General features: G+C 69.8%; 15 protein-coding genes. 5 read left to right on the top strand and 10 right to left on the bottom strand.

All coding sequences use genetic code 11. From position 1 onward, the window contains the following. The first annotated feature begins 84 nt into the window (after positions 1–84). Together AB0J78_RS11450 and AB0J78_RS11445 are read left to right on the top strand one after the other, a co-directional pair. On the top strand, positions 85–1425 hold the full coding sequence (locus AB0J78_RS11450; RefSeq protein WP_363788775.1) for an MFS transporter: 1341 nt from the start codon (positions 85–87) through the stop codon (positions 1423–1425). Next, positions 1376–2425, top strand: a complete 1050-nt coding sequence (locus AB0J78_RS11445; RefSeq protein ID WP_363788773.1) for a cyclase family protein — start codon at positions 1376–1378, stop codon at positions 2423–2425. Before AB0J78_RS11450 ends, AB0J78_RS11445 begins: the two co-directional genes overlap by 50 nt. A gap of 98 nt (positions 2426–2523) precedes the next feature. On the opposite strand, the gene AB0J78_RS11440 is transcribed toward AB0J78_RS11445, so the two are convergent. After that, the gene (locus tag AB0J78_RS11440; protein WP_363788771.1) at positions 2524–3819 is read right to left on the bottom strand and encodes a lactate racemase domain-containing protein; all 1296 of its coding nucleotides are present in this window, start codon (positions 3817–3819) and stop codon (positions 2524–2526) included. A 137-nt stretch (positions 3820–3956) separates the two neighbouring features. Between AB0J78_RS11440 and AB0J78_RS11435 the strand changes: the two genes are divergently transcribed. Then, positions 3957–4352, top strand: a complete 396-nt coding sequence (locus AB0J78_RS11435; protein ID WP_363788769.1) for a DUF5313 family protein — start codon at positions 3957–3959, stop codon at positions 4350–4352. Between the two features lie 46 nt (positions 4353–4398). Beyond that, positions 4399–5646 carry a threonine ammonia-lyase IlvA gene (ilvA, locus tag AB0J78_RS11430; protein ID WP_363788767.1) on the top strand — a complete coding sequence of 416 codons (1248 nt, stop codon included), beginning with the start codon at positions 4399–4401 and terminating at the stop codon, positions 5644–5646. On the opposite strand, the gene AB0J78_RS11425 is transcribed toward ilvA, so the two are convergent. The 4 genes from AB0J78_RS11425 to AB0J78_RS11410 all read right to left on the bottom strand — a co-directional run bounded on the left by AB0J78_RS11425 (position 5643) and on the right by AB0J78_RS11410 (position 11274). Continuing rightward, entirely contained in the window at positions 5643–7226 is a 1584-nt protein-coding gene (locus AB0J78_RS11425; RefSeq protein ID WP_363788765.1) for an alkaline phosphatase D family protein, read from the bottom strand. The two genes, ilvA and AB0J78_RS11425, sit on opposite strands and share 4 nt — an antisense overlap. A 127-nt stretch (positions 7227–7353) precedes the next feature. Beyond that, on the bottom strand, positions 7354–7875 hold the full coding sequence (locus AB0J78_RS11420; RefSeq protein WP_132673427.1) for a lytic polysaccharide monooxygenase auxiliary activity family 9 protein: 522 nt from the start codon (positions 7873–7875) through the stop codon (positions 7354–7356). A 438-nt stretch (positions 7876–8313) separates the two neighbouring features. Continuing rightward, positions 8314–9894 carry an NAD(P)/FAD-dependent oxidoreductase gene (locus AB0J78_RS11415; protein WP_363788763.1) on the bottom strand — a complete coding sequence of 527 codons (1581 nt, stop codon included), beginning with the start codon at positions 9892–9894 and terminating at the stop codon, positions 8314–8316. Between the two features lie 78 nt (positions 9895–9972). Then, positions 9973–11274 carry an MFS transporter gene (locus AB0J78_RS11410; RefSeq protein WP_363788761.1) on the bottom strand — a complete coding sequence of 434 codons (1302 nt, stop codon included), beginning with the start codon at positions 11272–11274 and terminating at the stop codon, positions 9973–9975. A gap of 110 nt (positions 11275–11384) precedes the next feature. Between AB0J78_RS11410 and AB0J78_RS11405 the strand changes: the two genes are divergently transcribed. Further along, positions 11385–11573 (top strand): hypothetical protein, encoded by a 189-nt coding sequence (locus AB0J78_RS11405; RefSeq protein ID WP_363788759.1) that lies wholly within the window; start codon positions 11385–11387, stop codon positions 11571–11573. 25 nt (positions 11574–11598) lie between these two features. On the opposite strand, the gene AB0J78_RS11400 is transcribed toward AB0J78_RS11405, so the two are convergent. The 5 genes from AB0J78_RS11400 to AB0J78_RS11380 all read right to left on the bottom strand — a co-directional run bounded on the left by AB0J78_RS11400 (position 11599) and on the right by AB0J78_RS11380 (position 18778). Beyond that, the gene (locus AB0J78_RS11400) at positions 11599–12009 is read right to left on the bottom strand and encodes a hypothetical protein (protein WP_363788757.1); all 411 of its coding nucleotides are present in this window, start codon (positions 12007–12009) and stop codon (positions 11599–11601) included. 1 nt (position 12010) lies between these two features. Continuing rightward, complete coding sequence (locus tag AB0J78_RS11395; protein WP_363788755.1) at positions 12011–13417, bottom strand: Nramp family divalent metal transporter; 1407 nt, start codon at positions 13415–13417, stop codon at positions 12011–12013. Between the two features lie 207 nt (positions 13418–13624). Further along, positions 13625–15754 carry an acetate--CoA ligase family protein gene (locus AB0J78_RS11390; protein ID WP_363788753.1) on the bottom strand — a complete coding sequence of 710 codons (2130 nt, stop codon included), beginning with the start codon at positions 15752–15754 and terminating at the stop codon, positions 13625–13627. A 1-nt stretch (position 15755) separates the two neighbouring features. After that, positions 15756–16982, bottom strand: a complete 1227-nt coding sequence (gene frc / locus AB0J78_RS11385) for a formyl-CoA transferase (RefSeq protein ID WP_363788751.1) — start codon at positions 16980–16982, stop codon at positions 15756–15758. A gap of 95 nt (positions 16983–17077) precedes the next feature. Beyond that, positions 17078–18778: a thiamine pyrophosphate-binding protein gene (locus AB0J78_RS11380; RefSeq protein ID WP_363788749.1), complete on the bottom strand. Its 1701-nt coding sequence runs from the start codon at positions 18776–18778 to the stop codon at positions 17078–17080. Positions 18779–18780 lie beyond the last annotated feature (2 nt).

Raw genomic sequence — 18780 nt, 5'->3', positions numbered from 1 at the left:
AAAGGGGTGTCGATTTTGTATTGGACGCCCCCGCGTTCGGCCTGCCACGGTTGCCGCGATCACACCGGGTTCAAAGGGGAACGCATGAGCAGCGCGCGCACGGCGAACCGTGCTGGTTTCGGGGCCTTCATCGGCTCCACCATCGAATGGTTCGACTTCTACATCTACGGCACCGCCTCCGCGCTGGTCTTCGACAAGGTCTTCTTCCCCGAGCTCGACGGCGCCCTGGGCACGCTGGTCGCCTTCGCCACGTTCTGGGTCGGCTTCCTCGCCCGCCCGCTCGGCGGCATCATCTTCGGCCACGTCGGAGACCGGTTGGGCCGCAAGAAGACCCTGGTCATCACCCTGCTGATGATGGGCATCGCGACCACCGCCATCGGACTGCTGCCCGGCTACGCCGAGATCGGTGTGTGGGCACCGATCCTGCTGGTGTGCATCCGGATGGTCCAGGGGATCGGGCTCGGCGGCGAGTGGGGAGGCTCGGTGCTCATCGCCTCCGAGCACGCCCCCAGGGGCAAGTCGATCCTCTACGGCGCCTTCGCCCAGCAGGGCTCGCCGGTCGGCAACACGCTCAGCACCGTCTGCTTCCTGCTGATCAGCAAGCTGCCCGAACCCGACATGCTCACCTGGGGCTGGCGCATCCCGTTCCTGGCCTCGGCCGCACTGGTCGTGGTGGGTCTGTTCATCCGGCTCCGCGTCACCGAGTCCCCGGCGATGGAACGGCTCATCCAGACCAAGAAGACCGCGAAGCTGCCGGTGTGGGAGGTCGTCCGCTCGCACCCGGGACTGCTGGCGTTGGGCATCGGCGCCTGCACCATCGGCCTGTCGGCCACCTACTTCAAGTCGACGTTCGCGCTCGCGTGGGCCACCAGCGACCTCGGGTTCGCCAAGACCGACTTCCTGACGATCATCCTGGTCGCCAACATCGCCCAGATCCTCGTGCAGCCCTTCGGGGCCGTGATCGCCACCAAGATGCGCAGTCTGTCGCGCGCGGTGACGTTCATGCTGCTCCCGGAAGTGGTGCTGCTGCCGCTGATGTTCGTGCTCATCGGCACCGAGAACTACTGGCTCGCCATGATCGGCGTCGCGGTGGCCACCGTGCCGCACTGCCTGTACTACGCGGCGATGGCAGGCATCCTCGCCGGCCGCTTCCCGGCCGAGGTGCGCTACACCGGGCTCTCGCTGTGCTACCAGCTCTGCGGCACCCTGCTCGGAGGAACCACCCCGGTGGTGGGCCAGTTCCTGCTGAGCGCGTCGGGCTCGATCAACGTCGTCATCGCCTACGCGCTGTTCCAGGTGCTGCTGACCCTGGGCTGCATGCTGTTGCTGCTGCGGCGGCCCAGTCATGACGAACGCGACAACCCGGGAGGCGAAGGTGACCAGAGCACGCTGGATCCGGCGGCCGGAAGGGTCCAACTGGGGTGACTTCGGGCCTGACGACAGGCTGGGCCGGATGAACCTGCTGACCCCGCAGCGGGTCCGGGCCGCGGCTGCCGAGGTGCGCGAGGGCATCACCCACGCGCTGAGCCTGCCGCTGACGCTGCCCGGCGGGAACGGGTTGAACCCCAACCGGTTCCCGCCGGTCCTGCGTCCCACCCGCCGCTTCGGCGAGATCAACTTCAACTACGAGCTGCGCCGCAGGGTCGAGGGCGCCACCGACGTGCTCTGCGACGACCTCGCCGTGCTGCACCTGCAGTACTCGACGCAGTGGGACTCCTTCGCCCACGCCGGAGCGCTGTTCGACGCCGACGGCGACGGAGTCGCGGAACCGGTGTTCTACAACGGGTTCCGAGCCGATGAGGACGTCGTCGGGCCGTCCGAACTGGACGAATCCGGGTTCGACGGCCTGCACGAGCGCACCACCTCCACCGGCGGAGCGCTGGGCATCGACAACCTCGCGCGCACCGGGGTGCAGGGCCGGGGCGTGCTCATCGACCTGCGCAGGCACCTCGGCGAGGAACGCACCACCGTCGGCTACGACACCCTCGCCGAGATCATGGCCGCCGACGGGGTCGAGGTCGAGGAGGGCGATCTGGTGTGCCTGCACACGGGTTTCGCGCAGCGGCTCGTCGAGATGGACGGCGACCCCGACCCGGACGTCCTGCACGGCGCGTGCGCGGCCCTGGACGGGCGTGACGAGCGGCTCCAGCAGTGGATCACCGACACCGGGCTGAGCGCCCTGATCGCCGACAACTACGCCGTCGAGAACCTGCCGGCACGCCCGGCCGACCCTCCGGCACCGGCGCTGCCGCTGCACCACCACTGCCTGTTCAAGCTCGGCGTGCACCTCGGCGAGCTCTGGCACCTCACGCCCCTGGCGGACGACCTCCACCGCCTCGCCCGCTCCCGCTTCCTGCTCACGGCCCCACCCCTCAACCTCCCAGGAGCGGTCGGCTCCCCGACCACCCCGGTCGCCACCCTCTGACCTGGAACGTCCACCGGCAACCGCCCGCTCAACATCTGCTTCGGTGATCTCAGCTGAGATCACCTCAGTTGCAAGCCGGTCGGACCGGTGGGACGGGGTCAGTGCGGGGGTGGGAGCTTCGGGAGGTGGCCGGTGGCGTCGAACTGCCAGGGCAGCGGCTCGCCCAGTGCCGCCATGTCCGGGTGTTCGGCGACTTCCCGGGCGTACGCCTCGGAGACCTCGACGCGCGGCATCGACAGGGTGTTGCGGATGCGCACCACCTTCGCGGGTCGCTCCTGCGGGCCTCGCGTGAGGTGCAGGGCGGCCACGATCGCGTCCCGGTCGTTGGCCAGCGCCATCGGGATCCGCGCGCCGTCCGGAACGCCCGATGTCAGCGAGTTGGTGTAGAACGAGCCGAACTCGATCTGGTCCACGCACCCCTGCGTGGTCAGGTCCGCCAGGCCCAGCCCGCACGCGTTGCCGTTGGTGTGCTCGGTCAGCCCGAGCACCACGATCCGCTTGATCGGCGTCGCGTGGAACTTGTCGGCGTTGACCGGTGCGCGGCCGGTGATGTTGGGGTCCATGCCCGCGCCGCTGATGTCCTTGCCGATCTCGTCGACCACGAGCACGTCGATGTCGGACATCAGCAGCTTCGGCATCAGCGACTTCGCCTCCGCCAGCAGCTCCGCTTCGCGCTCCAGCATCCGGTCGGTCGCGACCAGCTCCAGCCGGGCGATGTTCTCGTAGGCGTTCTCCACGACCGCCACCGCGAACTCGAACGGGACCACGTCCAGTGCTGCCGAGGCGGCCTCCGGGATCAAGGTGTCGAACTTCTCGAAGCCGTGCCTGTGCAGCGTCGCCGCGCCCCGGTGCTTGCCCAGGCCGATCGCGATCATCTTCGCCAGACCGCTCTCGTGCGTGCCCCGGAAGTCGGTGTGCGGCTTGACCCTGCCGAGCACCACGACGCTGTCGGCCTGCGCGGCTTCGGCGTCGAAGTGCACCGGTGTGCCGTCGGCGAGGCTGGTGATCACCACGGTTTCCATGGACGAGATCACCGGTGTCCCGACGGTCTCCTCGGTGACCCCGTACTCGGCCAGCACCTGCCGCTGCCCCTCCGCGGTGCCGCCGCCGTGACTGCCCATCGCCGGCACCACGAACGGCTTGGCGCCGTGCTCGGCGAGCGCCCCGACCAGGGCGATCACGATGCGGTCCAGCTGCGCGATGCCCCGGCTCCCGACCGTCACCGCGATGCGCTTGCCGCTGACCGGGTGCGCGCGGTCGTGCTCGGCCACCTGCGCGCGGAGGGTGCCTTCGAGGTCGTCGACCGACTCGGCGGCGTAGCGCTGCTCGATGGGGAGCATCCTGGGCAGCTCGACATCGGCACCGGCCAACCGGACTTTCTCTACGTTGAACATCTCTGTGAGTCCTTCTCAGCGCTGCGACCAGGGGTTCTCCCACCTTGGCAGCTCGAACGACCGGGATCACCCCCGTGTTCGGCCGTGATCACCGCGGCGTGTCCCGGAGGCCGTCCCACGGTCTCTATCGTGGGGGGATGATGCGTCCGGGGCCTGCGCGGTGGGTGGCCTACCAGTACGGCGGCAGGTTGCCCGAGCGGTACCGCGACTGGGTCCTGCACGACGCGACCTGCCGGACGTGGGTACTGCGGGTGCTGATACGGGGGTTGTTGCAGGTCGCTCCGATCGGGGTGGTGCTGTTCCTCGCGCTCGGCGTGCTGGGCGGGGCGTGGCCGATCGCCGCGGGAGCCTTGCTGCTGGGGGTGCTGGTGGTGGCGCGGATCGTGCTGACCAGTTCGGTCGACAGCGTGGACAGCAGGCTCACCCGGTACGGGTTCCCGCCCGGGCACGGGTCGGCCGTGCGCGGACGTCGGGATGCCGAGGCCGCGGAGCGGTACCGGGCGGTGTGGCGGCAGGACCCGCCTGAGACCTGAGCCACCCGGCGGCCGTCTGATTCACCAGCGGCTTTAGTATCAGCAGGTGTCCGTTGAGCTCACTCCCGCCGCGATCTTCCGGGCCGGCACCAGCCTGCGACAGGTGGTCCGGCGCACGCCGCTGGAAACCAGCAGCCGCCTCAGCGCGGAGCTCGGCGTTCCGGTGCGCCTCAAGCGCGAGGACCTGCAGGTCTGCCGGTCCTACAAGGTGCGCGGTGCGTTCAACCTCATCTCCGGGCTCAACGCCGAGGAGCGCGAGCGCGGGGTGGTCTGCGCCAGCGCGGGCAACCACGCGCAGGGCTTGGCGTTCGCCTGCCGCGAGCTGCAGATCAAGGGTCGGGTCTACCTGCCGGCGAACACCCCTCGGCAGAAGCGCAAGCGGATCGCCACCATCGGCGGCGAGTGGATCGAGCCGGTGATCGTCGGTTCCTCGTTCGACGAGGCCAGCGCCGCGTCCAAGGCCGACGCCGAGCGCACCGGCGCGGTGTACGTGCACCCCTTCGACGATCCGCGCACCATCGCCGGTCAGGGCACCGTGGGCCTGGAGATCGCCGAGCAGCACGACGGCCCCATCGACACCGTGATCGTGCCGGTGGGCGGTGGCGGACTGCTGGCCGGGATCGTGCTGTGGCTCAAGGAGCACTTCCCGGAGATCCGCGTGGTCGGTGCCGAGCCCGCCGGTGCGGCGAGCATGCGGGCCGCCTTCGACGAGGGCGCGCCGGTCAAGCTTCCCGCGGTGGACACCTTCGTCGACGGCGCGGCCGTCGGCCGGGTCGGCGACCTCGGGTACGAGGTGGCGCGCGAGCTGGTCGACGAGCTGGTGGCCGTGCCCGAGGGCGCGGTGTGCACGGAGATGATCGAGCTCTACCAGACCGAGGGCATCATCGCCGAGCCCGCGGGTGCGCTGGCCAGCGCCGCTTCCCGGATGCTGGAGCGGGAGCCGCGCGGTCCGGTGGTGTGCGTGGTCTCGGGCGGCAACAACGACCTGAGCCGCTACGGCGAGATCGTCGAGCGCTCCCTGCTGCACGAGGGGCTGCGGCACTACTTCCTGGTCACCTTCTCGCAGGAGCCGGGAGCGCTGCGGCACTTCCTCGACGACGTGCTCGTCGAGGGTCAGGACATCGTCGCCTTCGAGTACGTCAAGAAGAACAACCGGGAGACCGGTCCGGCGCTGGTGGGCATCGAGCTCGACAACGCCGACGACCTCGACGACCTGCTGACGCGGATGAAGGAATCGCCGCTGCAGATCGAGCAGGTTTCCCCGGGCTCGCCGCTGTTCTCGTTCCTGGTCTAGGTCAACCGGCGGACGCGGGTTCGCGCGAGGGCGTCGTCGGCGGTGGCTTCCCAGAGGGTCACCTGCGCGCGGCTGCCCTGGTAGTCGAGCTGGGCGATGGCGTTGCCGAAGAACGGCCCGTCGATCCGGCGCCAGTGCAGCGGCAGCGGGGGGACGCCCGCGCGTTGCGACATCGTCCGCAGCAGGCGGGCCGCGTTGTGCGACCAGGCGGCGTGCAGCGGCCCGCGCAGGGGCTTCGGGGCTTGGTTGTGCAGCGGTGAGCAGGTCAGCTGGGTGATGCGGGAGTTCAGCGCGCGCGGGTAGTCGGCCTCGGCGAAGTAGCTGTGGTGGACGTCGCCGGAGAGCACGCTGATCGTCGCGGGCGCGTCGGTGTCCGCGGCGCGGTCGCCGATGAGTTCGGCGAGGCGGTCGAAGGACGCGCGGAACGCGGCCCAGTGCTCCAGATCGCCTGCCTGGCGGACCTTCTCGGCGAGCCCGGCGTGCTCGCCGGTGCAGGCGCGTTCGTTCCACGACTGCAGGTGGTGCACGGCGGGCGGCAGCAGCCACGGCAGGGATGAGGCCAGCACCAGGTGCCGGCGGTCGGCGGCGGCGATGTCGCGCAGCCAGGCGAAGTCGCTGTCGGAGAGCATGGCGCGTTCGCCGGTCTCCAGGATCCGTCCGCAGCGGGTGTCGAGCACGACCAGCCGCACGCCCCCGAGGTCGCGGTAGTAGCTCCAGCGCATGCCCTTCTCGCCCTGGTCCTCGCGGTCGGCGCGGGCGGCCATCTCGCGCAGCACCGGCAGCGCGTCGCCGTGGCGGCCGACCTCGCGGACCTCGCGGAAGACGGGGTCGGCGGCGAGGTCGTCGGGGCTGAGGTTGCCGATGTGCTGGTAGATCCAGTAGGCGACGAGCCCGCCGAGGAGGCGTTCGCGCCACCAGGGTTGTCCGGAGATCGCGGTGCGCCAGCTCCGGGAGGTGTTCCAGTCGTCGCGCACGTCGTGATCGTCGAAGATCATCATGCTCGGCAGCGTCGAGAGCAGCCAGCGGATCGGGGGGTCCCGCCAGGCGTGCCGGTAGAGGCGCGTGTACTCCTCGAAGTTCACGACCTCATCGGTCGGTGGTCGGCGCAGGCCGCGCAGCTCGGCCAGTTCGCGGCGCACGGGAGGCGTGGGCTGGTCGGCGTAGACCTGGTCGCCGAGCAGCATGATCAGGTCTGGTCGCTCGTCCTCCGGGGTCGCGGCGACGCGGGCGGCGGTGGCGGTCAGCGCGTCGGGTCCGTGGCGGTCGCGGCCTGCGGTGGGCCGGTCGAAGTGGCACGAGCCGAACAGGGCGGTGAGCCGGTCGGTTCGGGTGACCGGGCGGATCACGCTGGGCGCGGTGTCCGGTAGGGGCCAGACCAGGTGGTCGTCGAGTCGCACCTGGTAGGGCGTCGGGCCGGTGACGTGGGTGCTGAGCAGCGCGTAGTGATGGCCGCCGACCTGGAAGGTGTGCTCGGCGGCGTCGAGCACCTCGACGGTGCAGGGCCCGTCGGTCTCCACCCAGACGGTCGCCCGGTTCTGGTCGACGTAGCGCAGCAGGGGGCCCAGCACCAACTCGGTCACCGGTCCTGGATACACCACGTGGGAGCCCGGGGAAACTCGGCGCCGCGGTGTCCACTGTGGTCTGGACGTGAGAAGGCGGGCCCGGTGTCGAGGGGTCGGGCCCGCCTTCTCGTCATCGCGGTGGTGCCTACTTGATGGCGCCGACGTTGACGTCGATGCAGGCGTAGAAGGCGTTGGCGGTGTCGGCGACGTTCCACACCGCGAGCACCTTCTGCGGACCGCTGAAGCCGGACAGGTCGAGGTTGTGCGACAGCTGCTGCGGCGGCTGCTGGCCACCCTGGTCGAACGAGCCGACGAGCTTGTCGCCGATGTAGTACTCCCAGGTGGTGGTGGCGTGCGCGGCGGTCAGCTTCCAGTTGAAGGTGGCCTGGGTGCCGATCGGGGTGGCGGTCCAGCCCTTGGAGTCGTCGTCGAGCTCGGCGAAGCTCTCGTTGCCGCCGCTGCAGCTCTTGAGGCCCTTCGGGCCCTCGACGCTCTGCGGCTCGTAGGTGATGGAACCGCACTGCACGGTGCCGGCGGCGCACTGGGCCTGGCGGCTCGGCGGTGCGTCGACGTAGCCGTGGGCGCTCGCGGTCCCGGCGGGGATCGCGATCAGGAACGGTGCGACGGCGGCACCGACCATGGCTGCGGAGATCTTGCGATTGGGCATTGTCAGCTCCTTCGGGGGAAGTCGCGACAGGGTGAATCGATTCCGAACAGCGGCGCCGATGATCGGTGCCGACTGTTCAGAATTCCTGTCGCGGAAGGGGATTCGCCGAATCAGTTAGTGGTCTGGACCATAATTCGGACGCCTGGTCGAGTCAAGGACGAATCGGCTCCGCTTCCGCGGAGAAACGCTAACAGATGCCTCATGACCTGCGGTGGAATCAGTTTTTGTCGGTTGATCCGAAAATTCCCAGCCGCATTCCCGTTTTTCTTGGACGAATCCATGAAAGCGATCAACAACGTTGTTCCGCCCTCTGAAAACGCCCCGGACAGCCGTCGCTCCCGCGTTCGCCGGAGCCGGGATCGCGTTGGTGTGAACGAGGGCGCGGCGGCGCCGGTGCGGCTCGGAAGGCGCCACGGCGAGGGGCCGCGCGAGGAGGGCTCAGCGGCTGCGCTTGAGGAGGGCGTTGGCCGCCGCGTAACCCGAACCGCCGCCCATGCCCGGACCCGGGTGGGTGGCGGCACCGATGTGCCACAAGCCGGGGATCGGGGTGGCGTGGTTGCCGGCGGCGGGCAGCGGCCGCCACAGGTAGTTCTGGTCGAGCTCGGTGCTGCCGCCGTACGGATCGCCTTGCCCGGCGCTGGGGTTGTGCGCGGTGAGCTCAGCCGGGCTGATGATGTCGACCGCGCACACCAGGTCGTGCAGTCCGGGAGCGTGGTCGTTGAGCCGGTCGAGCACCCGGCGCGCGTATCCCTCGGCCAGCTCGCGGGTCCAGCCCTGGCTGGTGTCGAGCTCCCCGGCGGAGTCGCCGAGCGGGTGGAACGGCAGTTCCTGCAGCTGCAGCCACAGCGATGCCGCGCCCCGGGGCACGCGGGTCTCGTCGAGCAGGTACTGGCTTCCCACCACGACGGTGGGACGGCGCGGCAGGAGTCCCGCTTCGGCTTCGGCGCAGGCGATGCCGGTGCTCGACGAGCCGTTGGTGAGGTGCACGATCGGGAACGCCGACAGCCGCTCGTCGCGCCACTTCAGCGGGGCTGACAGGGCGACGTGGATCTGCATCGCCGCTCGCCCGTACCGGAACTTCTCGGCCTGGCGCACCAGCTGCGGGTTGACGGCGCTGGGCGGGAGCAGTCGACCGTAGAGCGCGGAGGGCGCGACCGAGGCCATCACGCCGCGCCGCGCGCGCAGCACCCGGCCGCCCGCGACGACGCCGATCGCGCGGCCGTCCTCGACGAGGACGCGCTCGACCTCGATGCCGGTCTCGACCTGCACGCCCAGCGAGTCCAGCAGCTTGGAGAACGCGGTCACGAAGTTGCTCGCGCCGCCCTCCACGACGGGCAGACCCGCTCCGTGCAGCCCGGCGGCGAGCAGGCCGGTCATCAGCCCACCGGAGGCGTGGTCCGGTCCCAGCCCGGCGTGCAGCAGCCAGGGCGTGAAGAGGTGATCGACTTCGTGGCCTCGGAACTCGCGCCGGTACAGGGCCCGGCCGCTGGTGGCCAGTTGCCGCAGCCAGCCCTCGGCGCTGCGCACACCACCGGTGTTGATCAGCTTGGCGCCCTGCCACAGCATCGACCAGGACCGCAGCTCGCCGCCGAGCATCCGGTTGATGGCGGCGATGTTGGCGCCGATCCGGTCCAGCATGGACAGGTAGGCGTCCCGGTCGTCGTCGTGCTCGAAGGCTTCGACGGTGGTGGCCGGGTCGCGGTGGCTCATCGTCACCCGGCCGTCGTCGGCGACGCTGGCCGCGGCCCAGGAGTCGGTGTTGCGGTAGACCAGCCCGTGCTCGTGCAGCTGCGGGCCGAGGGAGGCGTAGGCCGGGCCCGCCAGGAACAGCGGGTGCCACGACGAGTAGGTGTCGTGGATGTAGCCGGGGACGGTGCGCTGCTCGGATGCGATGAACCCGCCGAGCCGGTCGCTGCGCTCCAGCACCAGCACCGACCGGCCCGCCCGTGCCAGTTCGGCGGCGGCGACCAGGCCGTTGATGCCGGCTCCGACGACGATCACATCGATTTCGGCGTTCATCGGCCGACCTTCCCGGGGCCCGCGAGCCCATGATCACCACATCAAGCGGAAAGATCTTCGCATTCGAACCTATACCGATCAAGGCTTGGCGGTGGGAAGGGTTTTCGGGAACCCGGGTCGGTGCCACCGTCCACACAGCACCGCCGAGCCCAGCGACAGCACCGCGGCGAGCGCCAGGGCGACCGGTGCGCCCCACGTCGCGAGCGCCACCCAGCCGAGTCCGATGCCGACCACGCCGCTGACGGCCTTCGCGCTGTAGACCAGCCCGTGCACCTCGATGCTGCGGTGCTGGCCGAAGGACTCCCGGGCCAGCGCGGCGAACAGCGGGTAGAAGGCTCCGCCGCCGGCTCCGGCGATCGTCGCTCCGGCCACCAGCCATCCGGCGGAGGCCTGCTCGATGCCGATGAGCAGCAGCACCTGACCCGCGGCTTGGACGGTCACCACCCAGCGCAGCGTGCGGCGGCGACCGAGGCGTGCGGCGATCGCCATCGCCAGCGTGCGGCCCGCGCCGTTGGTGGCCACGAACAGCGCGATCGCCGCGACCGGGGACAGCGGCGCGGCCAGCAGCGCCAGGAAGGCCGCGTCGAACAGGGAGACCGCGGCCGCGCAGAACAGGCTCGCCGCCATCACCGCGAGCGCCGGGGTCCGCAGCGCCTCGGTGACCGAGAACTCCCGCGCGGCGGGTGGGTTCGCCCGCGCCCAGCGGTGGTGGTCGACGTGCGCCGGCCACCAGTGCCGCGGCGGGTCGGCGATGAGCAGGCCGCATCCGGTCACAGCCACGAGCAGCGCGGGGGCGAAGGCGGTCAGCCCGGCCTCGACGTGCCGGGGTGCGAGGGTCAGGGCGATGACGAACGGGGTGGCGCCGTAGGCGAAGGCGCCGGTGACGATGCCGACCCGGGCGGCGGGGTTCTCCGGGAACCACTTCTCGGTGGTGGAGGTGCAGGCGGCGTAGACCAGTCCAGCCCCGATCCCGCCGAGCGCTGCGTACCCGGCGAGCACGCCCTGGCCGAGGCTGAGAACGCCTGCGGCGCAGAGGAAGCCGCCGGTGATGAGCATCGCCCGCGGTCCGGTCCGGTCGTGCTGGCGCAGGTGGGCGCTGGGCAGTCCGGCGCCGGCCTGCAGCACCGCCCAGGCGGCCAGCGTCCAGCACAGGTCCGCGAGGTCGTGCCCGGCGGCCAGCAGTCCGGGTATGGCCGCGCCGAAGGCGTACTGCATGGTTCCGACCAGCAGCATCGGCAGCCAGCAGGCCCACAGCATCGCCGCGCGGGGCAGGCCGGTGAGCTCGCGCGGTCGCTCGCCGACCCGGTAGCGGCGGCCGTGGTGGTCGCGCGCCTCCAGCTTCGGCGTGTGCAGTCCGATCATCGCCCACTTCTCGGGCATCGGTGTCACCGTCCGCTCGGCTCGGGTGTTGCTGCTCACAAGGACTTCGCCAACCGGACATCCCAACGGCATACTGTATGCAAGGAACGAATCGGGAGGAGGTGAGCACAATGCGGATCATCGGGAGCATCCTGCGCCGTCTCGAACGCATGCCGCGTGGATTCGCGGCGGACGGGCGCATGTTGGGACTGGCCACGTCCGCCGCGATCGAATCGGCTCGTCAGGACGACCGGTGCGGTGGCGCGCGGCCCGAGCCGAAGCACGTCGACGAGGGGCGACTCGTCAACGCGCGCGGCTGATCGTCGGTGGTGGTGACCGGTGCGCTCATCTCCCGGCACCACCCCGGACCAGCCGTTCCTGCACCCACACGAAACCGATCGCGAACCCGACGCTGATCAGCGCCTGGTAGATCAGGAACGAAACCGGTTGCGGCGGCAGCGAGAAGCTGTCGCCCACCGCCAGCCTGGTGCCCACCTCCTGCACCAGCCGCGCCAGCGGGAACGCGATCAGCCAGTACAGCGCGACGGGTGCGAACGCGCCGCCGCGCAGCACCCCGCGCAGCCGCAGCGCGCTGCACCCGGCGCCGAAGGCCGCCAGCGGCACCGCCAGCATCAGCCCCGCGGTGACCGCCCACCCCGCCGGTGCGCCGGCGACCAGCGTGAACAGCGCGGTGAACAGCCCGGCGACGGTGCCGATGACCAGTCCTGGGGCGGTGATCCTCGTCGTCTCGGTCATGTCAGCTCACGACCACTCCGAAGCGCACCAGGCTGTAGAACAGCATCCCGAGGTAGAACACCGCACCCGCACCGATGATCAGGTTGCTCCACCACTTCGGGCGGATCGGTTTGGGCAGCATCCTGTTGTTCACCAGCAGCAGCACCACGCAGTAGGCGCCCATCGCGAAGGTGGACAGGAACGCGAGGATGTCCAGGATCGCGCTCGGCCCGTCGGCTGGGCCGAACAGCAGGATCAGGATCCCGAAGATGATCACGCCCCACAGGAACGCGGCGTAGAGGTGCGACATCCGGAAGCGCTTGGCCCCCGGTACGAAGTTGTAGGTCATGTCGGCCTGGCCCCGGGAGAACGAGTCGAACAGCCCGAGCGTCGCGTTGAGCCCGATCAAGGCGATGAACCCGAGGAACACCGTGCCCAGCAGCGGAGAACCCGCTGAGGAGAAGGCGTCCGACATCGCCGACAGCGCGGCCTCCCGCTCGCCGCTCTCGATCAGCGACTTCACGTCGGGGTTCTCCCGCGAGGCCGACTGCGCCAGCACCGTGAACGAGATCGTCACCAGCATCGTGACGCCCCAGAACAGCAGCAGCGCGTCGAAGGTGACCCAGCGCCGCCAGCCCTTCCACTTGGCCATCTCGGCCGGGTCGTCGGTGTCGAACATGAACCCGCGCGAGGGCATGACCTCCTCCTCGCCCGCGTGCCTGAGGCCGCGGATGCGGGGGATGTGCGCGCCCATGCCGGCACCGGAATCGCGCAGGTGCAGCGTGTACCACATCTGCTGCATGCCCGACGGGCCCGCGAAGGCGATGGCGCCGACCACCACGGGGAACCACTCCGGTGACATCGCCGCCTCCGGGAAGTACCCGAAGTGGAACATGCCCGCGATCGTGCTGGTCAGGTCACCGAGGTTGCCCACCAGCGAGGCGATGACCGCCGTGCCCACCACCAGCAGGCCGATGAGGATCGACAGCACGCTCTCCAGCAGGCTGTAGATCACCTTCGCCATGGTGAAGATGACCCCGACCAGCAGCAGCCCGACGCACCCCGACACGTACCAGGGGATTCCGGTGATCTGCTCCAGGGCCGCGGCTCCGGCCGAGAGGTGACCGGGCCAGATGTAGACGGCCATCGCGGTGATGAAGAAGAACCACATGAGCGGTTTCGCCACGCGCGCCGCACCGGAGAAGATGCTCTCCCCGGTGGCCATCGCGTAGCGCGCCATCTCCAGCATCACCACGGCCTGCAGCGTGACCCCGATCAGGAACAACCACCGGATCTCCGGGCCGAAGATCAGCACCAGCCGGGGCCACATGTAGGATTCGCCCATGCCCACACCGAGCGCGACGAGGAACACGGTGGGGCCGAGCAGGTGGATGGACGGCGGCGCGTCGGGGAGCTTGCGGATGGGCATGGGCTCCAGCCCGCCCGCGCTCCAGACCCGGCCGTCGGATTCTAATACCGGTTCTTGATCGTCTCTCCCAGGCGCCTTGTCAGCGTCCACATCGGACCTCCTTGTCCATTGTTTGCTGTGGAGCTTTGCTCGGCGGTGCAGGCGGCGGAACCGGCTCAGGTGAGGTGAGGAGAAACCGGCCCCGCCGCGTGCCTGTCGGGCGGCCGATCAGCCGAGCAGTCCGGCGGACCTGGCCCACCGGTACTTCGCGCCCAGCACCGCCACCGGCTTCTCGGTGGTGTAGGGGAAGGCGACGATGCCGTGGTCGAACAGGTAGTCCGCCGCCTTCTCCACCTCGGTGTCGCCCGCCAGCGACACCACGATCGGCTTGTCGATACCTTCCGCGCGCGCCTCCTCGGCCACGCGGGAAGCCAGTTCGGCGAACACCATCGGAGGAGTGACGATGGTGTGCCAGTAACCCAGGATCAGCGAGTGGATCCGCGGATCCCGCAACCCGAGCCGGATGGTGGCCTCGTAGGTGCTCGGCGGCTCACCACCGGTGATGTCGACCGGGTTGCCCGCCGCGCCGAACGGCGGGATGTAGCGCCGGAACTCCGCGTCGAGGTCCGGCGGGATGTCCATCAGGTCGAGACCGTTGGCCACGCAGGCGTCTGACAGCAGCACACCTGACCCGCCGGCACCGGTGATGATCACGACGTTCTCGCCCTGGGGCGTGGGCAGCACCGGAAGTCCGCGCGCGTACTCCAGCATCTCGTTGAGCCCGGGAGCCCGCACCACGCCCGAGTGGCGCAGGATGTCGTCGTAGACCTTGTCGTTGCCGGCCAGCGCCCCGGTGTGCGAACTGGCCGCTCGCGCGCCCATGTCGGTGCGGCCCGCCTTGAGCACCACCACGGGCTTCTTCTTCGTGATGCTCTTGGCGGCCCGCACGAACGCCCGGCCGTCCTTGAGGTCCTCCAGGTGCATCGCCACTACGTTGGTGTTGTCGTCGTGCTCGAAGAACGTCAGCAGGTCGTCCTCGTCCACGTCGGACTTGTTGCCCAGTCCGACGATCGCCGACACACCCATCTTCGTGGTGCGCGAGAAGCCCAGGATGGCCATGCCGATGCCGCCGCTCTGCGAGGTCAGCGCTACCCCGCCGCGCACGTCGTAGGGGGTGCAGAACGTCGCGCACAGGTTCTGCGGGGTGTAGTAGTAGCCGTAGATGTTGGGGCCCAGCAGCCGGATCCCGTGCTTGCGGGCGACCGCCACGACCTCCTCCTGCAACTCGTGGTTGCCCGTCTCGGCGAATCCGGAGGGGATCAGCACCGCCGCCGCGACGCCTTTCGCGCCGCACTCCTCCAGCGCCGAGGCCACGAACTTCGCGGGCACCGTGAACACCGCGACGTCCACCTCGCCCGGCACCTCGGCGATGCTCTTGTACGCCTTGCGGCCCATGATCTCGTCGGCCTTGGGGTTGATCGGGTGGATCTCGCCCGCGTACCCGCCGTTGATCAGGTTCTTCATCACCGAGTTGCCGATCTTGCCGTCCTCGTTGGAGGCCCCGATCACCGCGATGCTGCTCGGCGTCATCAGCCGCCGCATCGACTCCAGGATCTCCTCCTGGGAGCGCTGCGGCGCCACCGCGGGCTCCTCGGTCTGCAGCACGATCCGCACGTCGGCCGCGGTGGCGCCCAACGGCGTTGCGAAGACCGGGTTGAGGTCCAGCTCGGCGATCTCCGGGAAGTCGCTGACAAGCTCGGAGACCCTGCGCAGCACCTCAGCGAGCGCTGCGGCGTCCACCGGTTCCGCGCCGCGCGCACCGCGCAGCACCTCGGCGGCGGCGATGTCGTCGAGCATCGCCCTGGCCTCCCCGGCACTCAGCGGCGCCAGCCGGAACGTGACGTCCTTGAGCACCTCCACCAGCACACCGCCGAGACCGAAGGCGACGACCTTGCCGAAGGTGGGGTCGGTGGTGGCCCCGACGATCACCTCCTGGCCGCTGACCATCTGCTGCACCTGCACCCCGGCGATCGCGGGGTTCTCGGTGTGGGCGTGGGCGTTGGCCAGGATCTGCCGGTAGCCGGCGCGCACGTCGTCCTCGCCGCTGACGTCGACGAGCACGCAGCCGGCGTCGGTCTTGTGCAGGATGTCCGGCGAGACGATCTTCAACGCCACCGGGCCGCCGAACTCGGCTGCCAGCGCGACCGCCTCGTCGGCGCTGGTGGCCAGGCCCTCACCGGCGGTGGGGATGCCGTAGGCGTCGCACAGCTGCTTGGCTTCGGGGGCGGTCAGCGCGGCCCGGCCCTCGGACCGCACCGCGTCGAGCACCTCCCGCACGCGGGCACCGTCGTATGCCACTTCAGATCACTCCGTTCGCCTTGAGCTCGGCCAGTTCGGACTCGTCGATGCCCAGCCGGTCCCGGAAGACCTCGGCGGTGTGCTCGCCGAGCAGGGGCGAGCGCTGGACGTCGACGGGGGAGTCGGAGAGCTTGATGGGGCAGCCGACCGTCTTGAACTCGCCGCGCTCGGGGTGATCGACGCTGACGATCATGTCGTTGTCGACCAGCGAGGCGTCCTCGATGATCTCCTTGGTCGACAGGATCGGACCGCACGGCACGTTGTGCTCGTTGAGCGCGGCCAGCACGGTCCACTTGTCGTGACCGAGCGTCCACTCCTCGATCATGCTGAACATCTTGTCCAGCTTGGACAGGCGGACTTCCGGCGTGGCCCAGTCGGGATCGTCGATCAGCTCGGGCCTGCCGATCAGCTTCGCGATCGGTGCCCAGCCCTGCGGCTGCACGATGACGTAGATGTAGTCGTTGTCGCCGCCCGGCTTGCAGCGCACCGCCCAGCCCGGCTGACCACCGCCGGAGGCGTTGCCCGAACGCGGGACCTCATCGCCGAAGTCGGCGTTGGGGTACTCCCGCAGCGGCCCGTGCGCCAGTCGTTGCTGGTCGCGCAGCTTCACCCGGCACAGGTTGAGCACCGCGTGCTGCATCGCCACCGACACGCGCTGGCCGGCTCCGGTGCGCTCGCGCTGCAGCAGCGCGGCGAGAATTCCGGCCACCGTGTGGATCCCGGTCCCGGAGTCGCCGATCTGCGCCCCGGTGGCCAGCGGCGGGCCGTCCTCGAAACCGGTGGTGGACATCGAACCGCCCATGGCCTGGGCGACCACCTCGTAGGCCTTGAAGTGCGTGTAGGGCCCGTCGCCGAACCCCTTGATGGAGGCGTAGACGAGCTTCGGGTTGATCTCGCGCAGCTTCTCCCAGGTGAAGCCCATGCGGTCCACGGTCCCGGGGCCGAAGTTCTCCACCAGCACGTCGGATTCGGCCACCAGCCTGGTGAAGATCTCCTTGCCCGCCTCGGACTTCATGTTCAGCGTGATGCTGCGCTTGTTGCAGTTGAGCATCGTGAAGTAGAGGCTGTCGGCCTCGGCGACGTCGCGCAGCTGCTTGCGGGTGATGTCGCCGGTGGGTGCCTCCAGCTTGACCACGTCGGCCCCGAGCCAGGCCAGGATCTGCGTCGCGGACGGTCCGGACTGGACGTGCGTCATGTCCAGCACGCGCACGCCTTCCAATGCACTCATGACTGGCACCTCTTTGCTCCTGAAGCGGCGAAGCCGCTCGGTCGACTCTCGCTACTGGCACCTCAACGCGGAAAAGAGCTCCGGGAACGGGGTTTTCACTTGTACATGGTCTGGTTCATCGTTCCCGGCGCGTAGACCTCGGGATCGACCCAGACGTTGATCAACGAGGGCTTGCCGGACTCGCGCGCGCGTTGCAGCGCGGGGGCGATGTCGGCGGGGTCGTGGACCTCTTCGCCGTAGCCGCCGAGCATCTGCGCGAACTTGCTGTAGGGGATGTCGCCGAGGGTGTTGCCGACCCGGCCGCGGTCCTCGCCGTACTTGGCGATCTGGCCGTAGCGGATCTGGTTCATCGAGGAGTTGTTGCCGACGATGCCCACGAACGGCAGGTCGAAGCGCACCATCGTCTCGAAGTCCCACCCGGTGAGGCTGAACGCGCCGTCGCCGAACAGGCACACCACTTCCTTGTCGGGGCAGGCCTTCTTGGCGGCCATCGCGAACGGCACGCCGACGCCGAGGGTGCCCAGCGGTCCGGGGTCCATCCAGTGGCCGGGGGCCTTGGGCTGGATGACCTGGCCGGAGAAGGTGACGATGTCGCCGCCGTCGCCGATGTAGATCGAGTCCTCGGTGAGGAACTCGTTGATCTCGTGCACCAGCCGGTAGGGGTCGATGGGCGAGGCGTCGGAGTGCTGGCGCGGGAGGCGCTTGGTCAGCGCGGCGTTCTCGACCTCGCGCAGTTCCTGCACCCAGCTCCTGCGGCCGCCCGCCCCGTTGTCGGTGCGTCCGGACGCGGCCTGCGACAGGGCGGTGAGCACCGCGTCGGCGTCGCCGACGATGCCCAGGTCGACGTCGCGGTTGCGGCCGACCGTGCGGTAGTCCAGGTCGATCTGCACGACCGTCGCCTCGGGGGAGAGGCGCTTGCCGTAGCCCATCCGGAAGTCGAACGGGGTGCCGAGGATGATGATCAGGTCGGAGTTCTGGAACGCGTAGCGGCGCGCGAGCTGGAAGTGCAGCGGATCCCCGGGCGGGAGGGTGCCGCGCCCGGCGCCGTTGCAGAACGCGGGGACGTTGAGCTCGCGGACCAGCTTGACCGCCGATTCGGTGGCCCGGCAGGTCCATGTCTGGCTTCCCAGCAGGATGCAGGGCTTTTCGGCCTTGACCAGCAGGTCGGCCAGCTTCTGCACCGCGTCGGGATCGCCGGCAGAACGGGTGGTGGCCCGGTATCCGCCGGCCTGCGGGATGCGGGCCTTGTCCGCCGGGACCTTGGCGTCGAGCACGTCGCGCGGGATTTCCAGGAACGACGGGCCGGGGGAGCCGTGGAAGCACTCGCGGAAGGCCATCGACACCATGTCGGCGGCGCGTTCGGTGTGCGGCACGGTGGCGGCGAACTTGGTGATCGGGTTCATCATGTCCACGTGCGGCAGGTCCTGCAGCGAGCCCATCTTGTGCTGTGACAGCGCGCCTTGGCCGCCGATGAGCAGCATCGGGCTCTCCGCGCGGAAGGCGTTGGCCACGCCGGTGACCGCGTCGGTGGTGCCGGGGCCCGCGGTGACCACCGCGCAGCCGGGCTTGCCGGTGATGCGGGAGTAGCCGTCGGCGGCGTGGGCGGCGACCTGCTCGTGGCGCACGTCGATGACGTCGATGCCCTCGTCGACGCAGCCGTCGTAGATGTCGATGATGTGGCCACCGCAGAGGGTGAAGATCGTATCCACGCCTTCGGCTTTGAGCGCCTTGGCGACGAGGTGACCGCCGGAGATCTGTTCGGGTTCGCCTGCGTTGTCGGGTGCCGTCTGGGCCATCA

It is taken from the genome of Saccharopolyspora sp. NPDC049426, from assembly GCF_040676935.1.
GTDB lineage: Bacteria > Actinomycetota > Actinomycetes > Mycobacteriales > Pseudonocardiaceae > Saccharopolyspora.
The sequence above is the reverse complement of the archived record's forward strand: the minus strand, read 5'-3'. Positions and strand labels throughout refer to the sequence as shown.